The organism is Streptomyces albus subsp. albus (genome assembly GCF_000725885.1).
GTDB classification, from domain to species: domain Bacteria; phylum Actinomycetota; class Actinomycetes; order Streptomycetales; family Streptomycetaceae; genus Streptomyces; species Streptomyces albus.
On the sequence record NZ_JODR01000021.1, the window covers coordinates 1 to 13,304 of the forward strand.

A 13,304-nucleotide genomic window follows, 5' to 3' on the forward strand; every position below is an offset into this window, starting at 1 on the left:
CCCCAACCCCCGTCCCCCCACCACAAACATCCGCCCCGCGCCAGTCATAACAGGCTCAGCAGCGCCTCGGTCGGATCCGGCGCTTCGACACCGGCCTCCGGGCGCGGCAACTGGAACCAGACGGCTTTGCCGGACGGTACGCGGCGACTGCCCCAGCCGCTGCTGAGCAGGTCGACGAGCTGAAGGCCACGGCCGCCCTCGTCCGTGTCACGTGCCCTGCGCCGGCGTGGCTGTACCTGTCCCGCGTCCCACACTTCGCACACCAGGGTGCGGTCCAGCAGCAGCCGTAGCCGAATGTTGCCCTCCCCGTAGCGCAGCGCGTTGGTGACCAGTTCGCTCACCAGCAGTTCGGTGGTGTCGGCGAGCGCTTCCAGGTCCCAGGCGGCGAGTTGTTCGCGGGCGAGTTCGCGGGCGCGGGCGACCGAGCGCGGTTCCGGCGGGAGTGTCCAGTCGCCGACGTGTTCCTCGTCCAGTCCCTGGACGCGGGCGACGAGGAGGGCGATGTCGTCCTCGCCGTGGTGGACGTTGAGGGTGCGCAGGACCCGGTCGGCGGCGTCCTCCAGCGGTTCGGTGGCGTCGGTGAGCGCCGACCGGAACCGGTCCAGGCCCTCGTCCAGCGGGTGGTCGCGGGATTCGACCAGGCCGTCGGTGTAGAGGGCGAGCATGGCGCCCTCCGGCAGTTCGATCTCGATCTCCTCGAACGGCTCGCCGCCCACTCCCAGCGGCACTCCTTTGGGTACTTCCAGCAGCAGTGCGGGTTCGTCCGGTTCGACCATGATGGGCGGCAGGTGTCCGGCGTTGGCGAAGGTACATCGCCGGGAGACGGGGTCGTAGACGGCGTAGATGCAGGTCGCCAGGTAGACCTCGGCCAGATCGGCGTCGTTGCCGCGGTAGGCGCGCTGGGTGTGCTGCTGTCTGCGCGGGTCGCCCAGGCCGCGGGCGATCTCATCGAGTGCGCCCAGCACCTCGGCGGGTTCCATGTCGGTCAGCGCCAGGGTGCGTACGGCGGTGCGCAGTTCTCCCATGGCGACGGCGGCGCGCAGTCCGCGCCCCATGACATCACCGACGACGATGGCCGTGCGGTGGCCCGGCAACTCGATCACGTCGAACCAGTCGCCGCCCACCTCGGTGGCGGGGTTGCCGGGCAGATAGCGGCAGGCGATCTCGAGTCCGGCCGCTTCGGGGTCGCCCGGCGGCAGCAGGCTGCGTTGCAGTATGAGGGCGCGTTCGTGTTCTCTGCGGTAGAGGCGGGCGTTGTCGATGCACACGGCGGCGCGGGCGGCCAGTTCGGCGGCGAGTGCGCCGTCCCGTTCCCCGAAGGGTTCACTGCCCTTGGCCCGTGAGAACTGGGCGAGTCCCAGCACTCGGTCCCGGGCGACCATGGGCACAACGAGTGTCGACTGGACGACGGTCCCGAACTGGGCCGGCACGCCGCTGTCCTGCCCGGTGATGTTCTGCACCCGGCCGGTGCGCAGTGCGGCGGCGTAGGGGGAGTTCTCGGCGTAGCAGTGGGTGGAGCCGACCTCGGCGGGCTGTCCCGGTTGTGCGACGGGGGCCGGTACGGAGCCGTTGCGGGCGGCCCGTGCCGCGGCCTCGGCGTCACAGGCCGGGGTGCGGGCCTCGTCGTCCGGCATGCCGAGACCGTACGGGGCGTCGGAGACGGCGCTGGCGAACGCGACGCGGCGCAGTTCGGCGCGTGGTGAGCCGACGGGCCTGCGCCGACGGGGCAGGCCCGGCCGGGTGCTGCCCGCCGGGAGCCCGCGCCGGACGACGCCGTTGACGGGCCCCAGGTCCGTGGTGGCGAACCCGCTGCCACCGGAACCGTCGTTGCCGAAGCCGTCGTTCTCGTCGGGCCCGGCGGGTCCGACGGGGCGCGGTTCGTCACCCGCGAGCACGCTTTCGTACAGGTCGACGGAGGCCAGGTCGCAGAACTGGGGGACGGCCACGTCCAGCAGTTCCCGCGCCGTGGTCTCCAGGTCCAGTGAGTTGCCGATCCGCGCGCCTGCGGCGTTCAGCAGGGCTAGGGCACGACGCACGTCGTCCTGCTTACCGGCCGCCTCCACTGGGATATCGCTCAATGCCGCCCCTTCCACTGCCGGTGCTCGCCTCCGGTCCGAGCAGTGTGGCAGCCCGGAGAGCAATCCGGAGCCCGCTCTTCCCGATCGCTACAAGTCTCCTTGCCGCGACGAGGCAACATGCGCATACCCCCCGCTGTCCACGGGGGCCACCCCTGTCTCCTAACCAGCGAGCGGGCAGTCGAACCCCTGATGTGTGCGCCGTCCCACGAGCCGCTGCCGGGTCGGGCAGGCGCCACCCCGCGCCACCACGGCCCGTTGTCCTTTCTTGTCCTTATGCCTGCACGGTGCTGTTCTCCTGGCCGCGCAGATCTTGTTCCCATGTCTGCGCAAATCTGCTGTCTGCACAGGTCGCACAGATCTGTTCCAAGACTGCTCAGATCTGTTCTTATGTCTGCTCAGGCGAGCGGCAGTTCGAACCAGACCGTCTTGCCCTCGGGTCCTTGCCGGGTACCCCATCGGCGGGCCGCATGCGCGACCAGCTGGATGCCTCTGCCACCCTCTTGTTCCTCGGTGACGATGCGCTCGCGGGGTGGTTCGGGCAGCGGATCGGAGACCTCCACCACGAGCGCGCCTTCCTGGGCGCCGCCCTCGCGCCGGGTGTCGCGCACCATCCGCACCCCGATCGGCCCGTGGGCATACCGCAGCGCGTTGGTGACCAGTTCACTCACGAGCAGTACCGCGGTGTCCTCCAGCGTCGGCAGTCCCCATTCGCGCAGCGTCTGCCGTACGGCCTCGCGCGCCCTGCGCACCGCGTAGCTGCCGGTGCTGAACGACCAGGAGGCGGCGATGTCCCCGGGCAGTCCGCCGAGCCGGGCCATCAGCAGCGCCACGTCGTCACCTGTGCTCAGCCGTCCGTTGGTACGGCCGCCCTGTTCGCGCAGTGCGCCGATGAGGACGTCGCACGCCTGCTCGATACCGCCGCAGCCGGTCTCCTCGGCCGGGCCGGGTGACACATGGGCGCCGGCCCCGTCCCAGGTGAAGCCGGGTTCCGGGGGCGCCCGACGGGGGTCGGGCCCGGCGAGCAGGGCGCACACCCGGTCGATGCCGGTGGTGATGTCCTCGCCTCTGGTCTCGACGAGACCATCGGTGTAGAGGACGAGGATGCCGCCCTCCTCGACCTCCACCTCGGTCAGCGTGTAGTCCCCTTCGCCCACGGCGCCGCCGACCCCCAGCGGCATGCCGGAGGGGACGTCCACCGGCCTGGCCCGGCAGCCACCGTCCCCCTCACGGGTGACGAGCAGGGGCGGCACGTGGCCCGCGCTGGCCATGGTCAGCACCCCGCAGCGGCTGCCCGCCGAGGTGGGTGCCGGCTCGTAGACGGCGTACAGACAAGTGGCCATCAGCGGCTCGTCGGGCCCGTGCGACAGGTCTTCGCCGACGACGCTGACGCGGGCCAGCAGTTCGTCGGGCGGCAGGTCGAGCCCGGCCAGCGTGCGCACCGCGGTGCGCAGCCGGCCCATGGTGACGGCGGAGTGCAGCCCATGGCCCATCACGTCCCCGACGACGAACGCCACCCGGCCGCCGGGCAGCGGGATGACGTCGAACCAGTCGCCGCCGACCTCCGTGCCGCTGCTGCCGGGCACGTAACGGTAGGCGAGGACCACACCGGGAGGCTCGGGGATGCGCTGCGGCAGCAGGCTGCGCTGGAGCATCAGCGCCCCTTCGCGTTCCCGTGCGTAGAGCCGCGCGTTGTCCAGGAAGGTGGCGGAACGGTCGGCCAGTTCGACGGCGAGCGCGCGGTCGTCGTCAACGAACGGTTCCCGCTCCCGTCCCGTTCCCGGCTGTCCGTTGCCTCCCGTCCGGCTGACGACGAGCAGCCCGAGCGCGGTGCCCCGGGCGCGCAGCGGTACGGCCATCAGCGAGTAGGCGCCCAGTTCGAATCCGGCCTCGACCTTGGGATCGCCGGGCCGGGTGGCGCGCAGGATCTCCTCCGGCGAATTGGCGATCTGGGGGACCCCGGAATCCAGCGCCCGGGACAGCAGCGAGCCCCGTTCGTAGACGACCTCGCGTCCGAGCCGCAGCAGCCGCTCGACCCGCTCCCCCCGCGTGCCGCGCGGCGAAGCCGAGCAGATGCAGGGGCGTCCCCATGGGGATCACCTGTTCGGGCAGATCACCTCCGTCGGCGACCTCGCCGCGCAGCAGCACCCCCGCGTAGTCGGCGAACCGGGGCACCAGCACGGAGGCGATGGCCTGGGAGATGGCCCGTACGTCGAGCCGGTCGCCCAGGGCCACCCCGAGGTCGTCCAGGAGGGCGAGCCGGCCGCGCGCCGCCTCGGCCTTGTTGAGTGCCTCCAGCCGTTCGGTGACGTCCATCACCGTGCAGCTCACCCCGACGACCTGACCGGCGCGGTCGGTCAGCTGCCCGTAAGAGAGGGAGCGGGCGCCGGGCCCGTACGGTGCGGGCATGATCATGTCCACCACGGGGCGTCCGGTCTCCAGCACCCCCGCCTGGATGCGGAGGACCTCCTCGGCGAGCCCCGGGGGCAGTACGTCGGCGACGGTCTGGCCGAGGAGGTCGCGACCGGTCGCGCTGTTCAGTTCGAGCAGGGCTTCGTTCCACCGGACGTAGCGCAGCCCGGTGTCGAAGAGGGCGATGCCCAGCGGAGAGGTGACGAACAGTCCGTCCAGCGCGGCCAGGTCGTGTTCGACGGCCTTGATCCGCCTGGTTTCCATCAAGGTGGCGAGGACCAGGGACCGTCCTTCGGTGTCCTGGAGCACCGAGCCCCGCCCCTCGACCTCGACCAGGCCCCCGTCCCGGTGCCGGAGCCGCATACCACCGCGCCATTCGTGGGTGCGGCGCAGGACCTCTGCGCGCGTACGGCGTTCCTCGTCGTCGCCGGCGATGAACTCCTCGAGCCGGTGACCGGTCACCTCCTGCGGGGACCAGCCGCAGATCTCCTGCGTCGTGGGGCTCCACAGCAGGACAGTGCCCTCTTCGTCGAGCATGACGATGCCGATGCGCAGGGTGTCCAGAAGTGAGGTCGCCCTGTCGGCGGGTTCGGTGCTCACATGGCCCACGTCCCTGGTCACGCTCGACTGGCAGCCCCGAGCGGATCGCGGCCCGGCCACGGTACGGCGGACGGCCGACGGGAGAACCACCCAAGACAGCTGAAACGGTCAGGACGGCCTAATTATCCACAGGGTTGCGGATTATCGGGATCATTCCGGCGGGGCGGTGCCGGGCACGGCGGCGCGCCAACGGCCGGACACCGGCACGCCAGCACACCGGCACACCGGAGGAACGACGGACCGGAGGAACGGCGGACCGCACCGGGCGCGGGAGACGGCGACCCACAGGCCGCACGCACCCACCGGGGACGGCAGTAAGGAGCACCCGGCCGAACCAGGGACGCGCTGACCGCGCAAGGGTGGCAGAGGAGCGCACCACACAAGGAACGCGCTCCGGCGCACGGGCACACCGCACCGCGAGACGTACGCCCCCCATGCACCCGGCCGCCGGGCCGAGGTGGTCCGTGCGGGTCCGCCGCTCAGCGGCGGATGTCGTCCGTGGGTTCCAAGGTGTCGATCAGTCGGTCACAGCGTTCCACCACATATCCCTCGCCCCGCTCCCCCAGCCGTTCGGCGAGATGGAGGGCCTCGGCCCGGGTGGCGTAACTGCCGACGCGGTAACGATTGCCGTGGCGGTCCTGGCGTATGAGCTGCCAGGGCCGCAGCGCGTCACTGTCGCCGCTCGCACTTCGCATATGCCAGAGCTTACGCCCAGCGTTCACTCAGCGCATTCGGTTTTGCACAAAGGGCCAACCTTTTCGGCCGCCTGTTCGCTCGCCCCGGGACGCTCTGACACTCGCAAGTCACCCGTTCCGGTGACGGACGGCAACCCTCGCGCGGAACGATGGCAACGGACGGCGACGAGCACGCGGGACGCAAGAGGCAGAAGGGGTCCGGCCGATGGGCGGACGGAGGCCCGCACCGACGAGGGCAACGGGCCCCACAGCCAAGGAAACGCGACGCACGCCCGATAGGGGCGCACACGCGGGCGCACGATCCACGGACGTGAGCCACCAGCGCCGCAGGCCGCCGACACATGGGGCGCGGTCCCGTCCCGCCGGCTTACTTCACCGGCAGGTGGTACGCGAGCTTGAAGCGGTCTGCGGGGACCACCACGTCCGCCGTCTCGACCGGACGTTTGCCCGCGAAGTACGTCCGCGCGATGACGAGCACAGCGTGGCCGGGAACCCCGCCGAGCGCGGTCATCTCCTCGGCCCGGCCAGGCCGGGTGCCGACCTCCTCGGTGACGTTGTCGACCACCAGGTCGATGGCGGCCATCCGCTCCACCACGCCCCGGCCCCCCAGCGGCCCCTCCTCGGGGAGCATCACGGGGGTCCGGCCCGTCACGGCCAGCGGCTCCCAGGATGTCGAGAGCATCACCGGCTCACCGTCCACCTGGAAGACGTACCGGGTGCGCATCACCCTGTCGCCCGGCTCGATGAACAGGCGCTCGGCGATGTCCGCCGACGCCTCCTCCTGCTCGCTGCGGGACTCCCAGCTGCCCTGCACCCGTTCGTCGGACTGCTCCTGACGGAAGGGGGTGCACTCGCCCATCGTGCGGTACCCGGTGCGGGCGACGCGGCGCGCGGTGGGCAGCTCCCTCACGTACGTCCCCGAGCCCGAGCGGCCCTCGACCAGCCCCTCGGCCATCAGCACCTTGCGGGCCTCCAGCGCGACGGTGTCCGAGACGCCGTACTCCTCGCGGATGCGGGCCTGCGAAGGAAGTCTGGCGTGTGGCGGCAGAGATCCGTCGGCGATCTTCTTGCGCAGGTCCGAGGCCACACGCAGATACGCGGGCTGCTCACCGAATGGCACGTGTGCCCTCCCCGTTTCGGCCTGGCCAGCCTGGTGCTGGGTATTGGTGCTGGGTGGGTGCGAAGTGACGACGCGGAGGCGTCGAGTACTGCCGAGAGGTGTTGACGGTCAGCAACAGCTTGGCAACAGAGGGTTGTTGGCCGCAACGGGCGGCCAAAGTTTCACCCGATGTGATGAGAGCCTGCTCAGGGCGTCCACATGCGTGACGGCGTACGCCGGCGCGGAGACGGAGCATCCACAGGTGTGACGGGGGCCGCGGCGGCTGCGCGGATCAGCCCTCGGACTCCTCACCGGACCGCATGGTGAACAGCACCATGGTGGCGCTGGCCCGTACCGCGCCGGGGGTCCCCGGCGGGAGGGCATGACGGTGCAGATCGTCCCCCAGTTCCCTGGCCCGGCGCAGCGCGTCCGCCCACACCTGCGGGTCCAGCCACACCTCCGCGTCCGTCATCTCCCCCGGGACCGAGGTGTTCCGCTGGGCCGTACGGCGGCGCAGTTCCTCGCCGAGGGCGCCGGCGAGGGCCAGATAACTGTCGACCCCCTGCCGGGCACCGCTGCCCAGCAATTCACCACTCAAAGGGTCGTGCCGGTACTTCTTGGCCGTCCCGCCCCGCACGGTGACCTCCCCCACCGCGTCCACCAGCCCGGCCTTGTGGAGTCTGCGCAAGTGGTAGCTGACGTTCGCCTGCGACTGGCCGAGCACCCGGGCCGCCTCGGCCGCGCTGTAGGCCTGCCCCGTCAGCAGGGAGAGCAACTGGAGTCGCAACGGGTGCGCGAGCACCCGCAGGTCGGCGACCGAAGGGTCGTCGGCGGCGTTCGGAGGCCTGTGGGGCTTGGCCCCCGGCGTCCCGTCGGGCGGGCTGGTGGAGTCGGGCACCGGACAAGTTTCCCTCAGGGCGCGTCGAGCGGTTCGGCCGCATCCGGAGGGCGACCGCCACGGGGGCCGCCCGCAGCAGGGCCGCCGTCGACAGGGGCGACCGCCCCACCGGTCGTCAGGTCGCGCACCTGGCGGCTGCACAGGGCGCCCGCCGTCACGAGCGCGACCAGGGCGACGCCGCACAGCAGGGTGGGGCGCACGCCGTAGTGTTCGGCGAGCGGGCCGGCCGCCATCTCCCCCAGCGGCAGGGCGAGGGTGGAGCCGAGGGCGTCGTAGGAGTAGACGCGGGCCAGCTTGTCCTGGGGGACGTTCTCCTGGAGGGACAGGTCCCAGGCGACGCCGAACTGTTCGATGGCGACGCCGTTCACGAACATCGCCACCAGGAGCACGGCCACATCGGCGGACTGCGCGAGCGCGGCGAGCGGCAGCGCGTCCAGCGCGACGACGGCCACCCCGATCCGCAGGGCGTGCCGCGACCGCGAGCGGGCGACCAGCAGTCCGCCGACGAGTGCACCGGCCATCTGTGCGGCCAGGACGAAACCCCACAGGGTGCGCCCGAACGTCGCGTCAGCGACCGTGGGTCCCAGCACCTGGATGCCTCCGGCGGACACCGCGTTCACCACGAAGAACTGCGCCACGACCACCCACACCCAGGTGCGGGAGACGAACTCGCGCCAGCCCTCGCGCAATGCGTGCCAGGGGCCCTCCGCGGCACCGTCGGACGCCCCGGGGCCGCCCTCGACCGCCGTGGCCCCACTCGCGGTTGCCTCGACGGAATCCTCCTCCGCAGCCGCAGCCGCAGCCGCCGCCCGCCGCCTGGCGAGCGCCCGTCCGGCAGCCCCGTACGCGAGTGCGGCACCCAAGAACGCCACCCCGTTGAGCACCATGCCCCAGCCGGGTCCCGCCAGGGCCGCGAGCAGCCCGCCGAAGGAAGTGCCGGCGATCATTCCGGCGTTGACGCCCATGCGGGACAGCGCGTTGGCGCCCCGCAGTTCGCCGGCCGGCACCGTGCGGGGGATCAGCGCCGCCGACGCCGGCATGGACACGGCCGAGGCGGCGCCCTGCACCACGCTGAGGACCAGCAGGATGCCGACTGGTGCCCGGCCTGCCAGTACCGCGATGCCGACCCCCGCCTGTACGGCCGCGGCGGAATAAGCCGCGCCCTGGAGCACCAGTGCGCGGGGCATCCGGTCGGCGAGGAGCCCGCCGAAGAGCAGCAGCACGACGTTGCTGACCGACCGGGCACCGACGACGAGCCCGACATCCACCGCGGACCCGCCGAGGTCCAGCACGGCGAAGGCCAGCACCACCGGCGCCATGGAGTTGCCGAAGAACGTCAGGGCACGTCCCGCGGCGAGGCTGCGGAACGCCTTTTCGCGCAGGAGAGCGCGCATCAGGGGGCGGCCGGGAGTGTCCGGCCGCCGGGAGACGGGAGTCGTCACAGCGAAGAGTGTGCGGGAGGAACCCCTGACCGTCAAACACTTCTTTGGGGGCTTGATCCCCCGGCGGACTTCCGCCCATGGACGGATACGGCCTCTGCCGCCGGTCCGAGGCGCACGCCGGGCCCCGGCTGCCACGGTGTCCCCATGAACGACAGCAACCCCACGGAACGGGCTGCCTCGGCGAGCAGGACAGCCCCCGCGGTCCCCGCACAGCACTCAGCCTCCGGCTGGCCCGGCCATCTGGCCGTCGGCGCGGTCCGCTTCGCCCGCCCGAGCGCACAACTGGACGCCGTACGCGCCTTCTACGTCGACGACCTCGGCCTGCCCGTCCTCGCCGAATGGCGCGGCCACGCCGGCTACGACGGACTCGTCGTGGGCCTCCCCGGCACCCCCGTCCACATGGAGATCACCCAGCACGGCAACCCGCCCCGCATCCCGGCACCGCACCCGGAGAACCAACTCGTGCTCTACCTGGAGAACCAGGCCGCGCACGACCGCGCGGTCGCCCACCTCACCGCCCGCGGCCACCACCCCGTCCCCGCCGCCAACCCGTACTGGCCCGACCACGGCGCCACCCTCTTCGAGGACCCCGACGGCTGGCTCGTCGTCCTCGCCCCCTGGGTATTCGGCCGCGACCCGGTACCGACGAGGAGGGAAGAGCCGGGGCCGTGACAGCCGGCAGCACAGCAACGCCCCAGGCCGAGGCCCGCCAGCGAAGCGGCCCAACTCCCCTCTGTCCGGACAGGACACCACAGGTAGCCTTGGTCTCGTCGTAGCTGCGGCCCGCCGGGCTTCCGCTCCGTATGACGGAGTCTTCACGGACATGCCCCCACCCGCACGAGTTCCTTCGTGCTGCCTGGGGGCGTCCTCTTGCTGTTCCGCGATTCCGCCGCCGCGGTCGCCGCCGAGTGCCTTTCCGGCTCTCTCTTCTTCCGCCTGACGGAGCAGTTCGTGCATATGCACGGTCACAAGCCGAGCGGATCCGAGGTGCGCTCATGGGAACGGAGCATCCCGGTGCTCGCGAACGCCCTCAACGACGCGGGCCTCGGCCGGGTCGAGGTCCTGCTGGAGTACGGGCTGCCGCTGAACAGCAAGCGGGCCGACGCCGTACTTGCCGGTGTGCACCCCACGACCGGTCTGCCGTCGTACGTCGTCGTGGAGCTGAAGCAGTGGAGCAGCGCCGAGCCGGACGACGACGATCCGTCCCTGTGCCGCATCGACGCGTACGCCCGGGCCGTGCTGAACCCCGTGGACCAGGTGCGCGGTTACTGCGAATACCTCGTCTCCTTCAACGGAGCACTGGCGGAACATCCCGACCGGATCAGCGGCGCCGCGTACCTGCACAATGCCACTCGGTTCGGCGTCAGCGGGCTCTTCGCCGCCGAGCAGAACGAGTACGGTCGGCTCTTCATCGGCGAGCGGCGCGGGGAGTTCATCGACTACCTGCGCTCCAAACTGGGAGCCGAGTCCGGCGCCGCCGCTGCGGACGAGCTCGTCAACGGGAAGATCGGTCCGTCCAGGCAGCTCATGGCGGTGGCCGCCCAGGAGGTGCGGGAGCGCGAGCAGTTCGTGCTCCTGGACGAGCAGCAGGTCGCCTACCGCACGGTCCTGAACGCCGTCCGCCGCGCCAAGCAGTCCGACCACAAGGAGGTCGTGGTCGTCACCGGCGGACCGGGCACCGGCAAGAGCGTCATCGCGCTGTCGCTCCTCGGCGAGCTGTACCGGCAGGGCATCACCGCGCTGCACGCGACCGGCTCCAACTCCTTCACGACCACGATGAGGAAGGTGGCGGGCGCTCGCAAGCGCGAGGTGCAAGGGCTCTTCAAGTACTTCAACAGCTTCATGACCACCGAGCGCAACAGTCTCGACGTCCTGATCTGTGACGAGGCCCACCGCATCCGGGAGACGTCGGCCAACCGTTACACGCCCGCGTCGAACCGCACCGGCAAGCCTCAGATCGACGAGCTCATCGACGCGGCACGCGTCCCGGTCTTCCTGCTGGACGAGCACCAGGTCGTCCGGCCCGGTGAGATGGGCACGGTGGCGGAGATCAAGGAGGCGGCTGCGCGGAAGGGGCTCCACTGCCGGCTGGTGTCGTTGGACAGCCAGTTCCGCTGCGGCGGCAGCGACGCGTACCTGCGGTGGGTGATACGCCTCCTGGGTCTGGAGCCGGGCGGGCCTGTGGCATGGGAACCCGACGGCAGGATGCAGCTCCTGCTCGCGGACAGCCCGCAGGAGATGGAGGCGTACCTCCAGGAGCGCCGCGCACAGGGCTACGGTGCGCGCATGTCCGCCGGCTACTGCTGGAAGTGGACGAAGAAGGTCCCGCCCGGCCAAGCCCTGCCCGCGGACGTCACTGTCGGGGAGTGGCAGCGCCCCTGGAACGTCTACGGTGACCGCGCCGTCGGGGGCGCTCCTCCCGCGGCGCTGTGGGCGACGGATCCGGCCGGTTTCGGGCAAGTGGGCTGCGTCTACACCGCACAGGGGTTCGAGTACGACTGGAGCGGAGTGATCATCGGTCCCGATCTGGTGTGGCGGGGCGACCACTGGGTCACCGACCGCACACAGTCCAAGGACCCGGTCTTCAAGAAGTCGGTCCCGGACGCGGACGTGGACCGGCTGATCCGCAACACGTACAAGGTGCTGCTGACGCGGGGAATGGTCGGCACGGTGGTGTACTCGACCGACGCCGAGACCCGCGAGAAACTGCGGGAGCTGATCGGAGCGGCAGTGCCGAAGGCCGCGGTCGAGACCGCGGGCGTCGGCGGCCGGTAGCGGCACGCCCCGGCTCGGCGAGGATCGGGGCGGGAACGCCGAGGGGCCGGCTCCCCGGGGAGCCGGCCCCTCGGCGTGCGCGGCTCACCCTGCACGGTGGCCGTCCCGTTCGCTCAGACGTTGAACCGGAACTCCACCACGTCCCCGTCCTGCATCACATAGTCCTTGCCCTCCATGCGGGCCTTGCCGCGGGCGCGGACCTCGGCGACGGAGCCGGCTTCGACCAGGTCGTCGAAGGAGATGACCTCGGCCTTGATGAAGCCGCGCTGGAAGTCGGTGTGGATGACGCCGGCGGCCTCGGGGGCGGTGGCGCCCTTCTTGATGGTCCAGGCGCGGGCTTCCTTGGGGCCTGCCGTCAGGTAGGTCTGGAGGCCGAGGGTCTCGAAGCCGACGCGGGCGAGCGTGGCGAGGCCGGGCTCGTCCTGGCCGACGGTCTGGAGGAGTTCCAGGGCTTCCTCCTCGTCCAGCTCGGCGAGGTCGGCTTCCAGTTTGGCGTTGAGGAAGACGGCCTCGGCGGGGGCGACGAGGGACCGCTGCTCGTTCTTGAAGTCCTCGTCCACCAGTTCGTCCTCGTCCACGTTGAAGACGTAGATGAACGGCTTGGTCGTCAGCAGGTGGAGCTCGTGGAGGGCCTCGGCGCGCTCGGTGCCCTGGGCGATGCCCGCGGAGAAGAGGGTGCGGCCCTCCTCCAGGATGCCCTTGGCCTCCTGGACGGCCTTGACCTGCGGCTGCTTGTCCTTCTTGACGCGGGCTTCCTTCTCCAGCCGCGGCAGGACCTTCTCGATCGTCTGGAGGTCGGCGAGGATCAGCTCGGTGTTGATCGTCTCGATGTCGTCCTTGGGCGAGATCTTGCCGTCGACGTGGACGACGTTCTCGTCCTTGAACGCGCGGATGACCTGGCAGATGGCGTCGGACTCACGGATGTTCGCCAGGAACTTGTTGCCCAGGCCCTCGCCCTCGCTCGCACCCCGCACGATGCCGGCGATGTCGACGAAATCGACGGTGGCGGGCAGTACCCGCTGGGACTCGAACAGCTCGGCGAGCTTGCCCAGGCGGGGGTCGGGGACGCCCACGACGCCGACGTTCGGCTCGATGGTGGCGAACGGGTAGTTGGCCGCCAGCACCTCGTTCTTGGTCAGGGCGTTGAACAGGGTCGACTTGCCGACATTCGGCAGGCCGACGATTCCGATCGTGAGCGACACGTGGCGACTACTTCCCGTGGCCCCTGGCGGGGTTCTCCATAGTGCGGTCTCTTGGCGGACAGGCGGCCCTCGGGCCGACCACCCAGTCTACGGAAGGCGCCGGGGC

The 13,304-nt window shown here is 71.1% G+C and carries 10 protein-coding genes; 2 read left to right on the forward strand and 8 right to left on the reverse strand.

Translation table 11 applies throughout. The annotated features are described in order from the left end of the window. Nucleotides 1-44: 44 nt before the first annotated feature. From IO40_RS0123495 to IO40_RS0123525, 7 genes are all read right to left on the reverse strand, one after another. On the reverse strand, nt 45-2,078 hold the full coding sequence (locus tag IO40_RS0123495; protein WP_037612940.1) for a SpoIIE family protein phosphatase: 2,034 nt from the start codon (nt 2,076-2,078) through the stop codon (nt 45-47). 395 nt (nt 2,079-2,473) lie between these two features. Beyond that, nucleotides 2,474-3,934: an ATP-binding SpoIIE family protein phosphatase gene (locus IO40_RS38970; protein ID WP_234336566.1), complete on the reverse strand. Its 1,461-nt coding sequence runs from the start codon at nt 3,932-3,934 to the stop codon at nt 2,474-2,476. Beyond that, on the reverse strand, nt 3,825-5,087 hold the full coding sequence (locus IO40_RS38975; RefSeq protein WP_234336567.1) for a PAS domain-containing protein: 1,263 nt from the start codon (nt 5,085-5,087) through the stop codon (nt 3,825-3,827). Before IO40_RS38975 ends, IO40_RS38970 begins: the two co-directional genes overlap by 110 nt. A gap of 479 nt (nt 5,088-5,566) precedes the next feature. Continuing rightward, nucleotides 5,567-5,782, reverse strand: a complete 216-nt coding sequence (locus tag IO40_RS0123510) for a hypothetical protein (protein ID WP_016469521.1) — start codon at nt 5,780-5,782, stop codon at nt 5,567-5,569. A 367-nt stretch (nt 5,783-6,149) separates the two neighbouring features. Continuing rightward, nucleotides 6,150-6,902, reverse strand: coding sequence for a GntR family transcriptional regulator (locus tag IO40_RS0123515; RefSeq protein ID WP_016469520.1), 753 nt, complete (start codon nt 6,900-6,902; stop codon nt 6,150-6,152). A 271-nt stretch (nt 6,903-7,173) separates the two neighbouring features. Further along, on the reverse strand, nt 7,174-7,779 hold the full coding sequence (locus IO40_RS0123520) for an ArsR/SmtB family transcription factor (protein WP_016469519.1): 606 nt from the start codon (nt 7,777-7,779) through the stop codon (nt 7,174-7,176). A gap of 14 nt (nt 7,780-7,793) precedes the next feature. Further along, nucleotides 7,794-9,221 carry an MFS transporter gene (locus IO40_RS0123525; RefSeq protein WP_234029802.1) on the reverse strand — a complete coding sequence of 476 codons (1,428 nt, stop codon included), beginning with the start codon at nt 9,219-9,221 and terminating at the stop codon, nt 7,794-7,796. A 144-nt stretch (nt 9,222-9,365) separates the two neighbouring features. Here IO40_RS0123525 and IO40_RS0123530 point away from each other — a divergent pair, with 144 nt between their 5' ends. Next, a complete protein-coding gene (locus IO40_RS0123530; RefSeq protein ID WP_016469517.1) occupies nt 9,366-9,893 on the forward strand; it encodes a VOC family protein in 528 nt (175 codons plus the stop codon). A gap of 198 nt (nt 9,894-10,091) precedes the next feature. After that, nucleotides 10,092-11,996: a DUF2075 domain-containing protein gene (locus IO40_RS0123535; protein WP_033229585.1), complete on the forward strand. Its 1,905-nt coding sequence runs from the start codon at nt 10,092-10,094 to the stop codon at nt 11,994-11,996. A 113-nt stretch (nt 11,997-12,109) separates the two neighbouring features. On the opposite strand, the gene ychF is transcribed toward IO40_RS0123535, so the two are convergent. After that, on the reverse strand, nt 12,110-13,198 hold the full coding sequence (gene ychF, locus IO40_RS0123540; protein ID WP_016469515.1) for a redox-regulated ATPase YchF: 1,089 nt from the start codon (nt 13,196-13,198) through the stop codon (nt 12,110-12,112). Between the last annotated feature and the right edge of the window lie 106 nt (nt 13,199-13,304).